1 protein-coding gene is annotated in these 2115 nt (G+C 64.3%); it reads right to left on the bottom strand.

Annotated elements, in window-relative coordinates:
- Window positions 1–81 precede the first annotated feature (81 nt).
- Entirely contained in the window at window positions 82–1788 is a 1707-nt protein-coding gene (locus tag GY791_19610; protein ID MCP4330608.1) for an IS1634 family transposase, read from the bottom strand.
- Window positions 1789–2115: the final 327 nt, after the last annotated feature.

Genomic DNA, 2115 nt, shown 5'->3' on the forward strand with positions numbered 1-2115 from the left:
GACTGAACTTGAACACCGCATAATGCCAAAGTGTTGATATTGATTGATGAATCGATGTCGTTAACCTTTTGTGGCACTACGCTATCGAGTGCCGCGTCGGTTTTTCCGTGTCGATTCTGGTTTCCTGGCGGGTGAGGGGCGGTTTGTCCGCAGGCGTGGCGGCAGGGCGAGGCGGACGGCCTTGAACAGGGCGGAGACGCAGCCGGTGGCCTCGGTCCGGATGGTGTAGGTTGTCGGGCCGCGTTCGATCGTGGCTTCCTGGAGCCGGTTCAAATCGAGCAATACGTCGATCCACTCGGGCTTCAGGCCGGCGGCCCGGCAGCGCTCCATCAGCTCCTTTCGCAGCACCAGGGCGAGGAAGGAGCAGAACACATGGCCGCGGATCGCGGCATCGGAGGAATGATAGATCGGCCGCGTGCGCAGCAGCGACTTGGCGCTCCGGAACAACGCCTCGACCATCAGCAGGTCGCGGTAGCGCAACATGACCGAGAGCGGGTTCAGGGTGGTATTGGTGCGCAGGACGGAGATGCCATCGAAGCGCGCCTCGGCTTCGGCTTTTTCGTGGTCGACCTCGAAGCGACAGGCTTTCGTCGTCGTGATGAAGCGGCGGTAGGCCGAGTTGCCGATCAGCGCCTTGTCGCCCTTGGCGAGCTGTTTCTCCAGTCCCTCGAGGATCGCCGCGCGGTCGGCGGCGTCCTTGCGGGCCTCGGCCGGGTTGCGGCAGACGATGTAGCGGACGCCGCCGACCGTGACCGACTTGGCCTCCAGTTCGGTCTCCTTGCCGCCGGCCCGCTCGACGACCAGGGGAATGAACGGCGCGCCATCGCGGAGCACCACGTCGCGGACCGTCCCGTCGCTCCTCTCGCGCGCGCCGAGGATGTATTCCATGCCCCTTTCCTCGAGCGCCGCGATGGTCTCGCCGCTGATCATGCCGCGGTCGGCGACGACGCAGACGCGGCCGATGCCGAACCGGCTTCGCAGGCGATCGACGATCGGAACCAGGACCGTCACGTCGGCCGTGTTGCCCGGCCACATCTCCGTGCACACCGGCCGCCCGGCATCGTCGATGACCACGCCGAGGATCATCTGCATCAACTCGGGCCGGTGATCCTTGGAATACCCCCGGGCGCCCAAGGTCGCGCCGCCGGCGCCGGTGAACGACAGGCTGGTGGTATCCATGAACACCACCGAGAGATCGCTGAACAGGTCACGGCGGCGCGCGAACAGCGCCTCCTCGACCGCATCCTTGACGCAACGGCCGGCCTGGCCCGTCGCTCCGGCCTGGTCCTCGGCCGCCAACTCCTCGCCCAACCAGGCCATGGCCCGGTAGAAGTGGTGCAGCTGAAGGTCTTCTGCGCCGTCGATCCGGTAGTCCGCCAGCCACTTCTCGCAGGCCCGGTCCGATCCCGAGACGAACAGCCGGTGCAGGACGGCGACGAAAATGGCCCGCTCGACCGGGAACTCGAAGCCCCGGTCGTTCAGCAGCTCGTCGAGCACGGCGCCAATCCCGGTCTCCTTCCACAACCGCCCGAACAACAGCGGCGGGCCAATGCGCAGGCATGACAGTCGCCCGGCTTCGGCGTCCGCCTCGGCGGCCGCGAGCATCGCGAACGGCTCCGAGAAGCGGGCGCCGGAAGACAGCAGGGCATCCAACGCCCCGCTCGCCGTCAATTCGTCAAGCCGGCCCAGGGTCAGCAGAACCCGCTGCCGAACCCGCCCGCCTTGCCGCCGGTTCTCGACGATCTGCAGGTAGGTGCGGTTGCCCGACTTCTTGCGGCGAAAGAACATGGCGTCACTCCCGGACACCAACTTATCAACCAAGATATCAGGAAAATAGCCAAAAACAGCCAAAAACGTGGCACTACATTTGGGCCGCGAACCCCGACATCAGCCGAAAAAAGCCCATAAAATCAATGGCCCGGCTCGTGAGAACGCGGAACCACTGTTCAAGTTCAGTCTTAGATGGCGTCGGCTAGGTGTGATCTCTCAAGAGGTTGTCCACTCGGCCCTTGCCGAGGAAGCTGATGTTTACCAAATCATCTGTTTCCAAGGAGGACCGAATGGACGTTCATAAGAATGCACGACCGACCCCGACTTTGTCCAATGGCCGTCCGC

Source organism: Alphaproteobacteria bacterium (assembly GCA_024244705.1).
In the GTDB taxonomy this organism is placed as follows: Bacteria; Pseudomonadota; Alphaproteobacteria; order JAAEOK01; family JAAEOK01; genus JAAEOK01.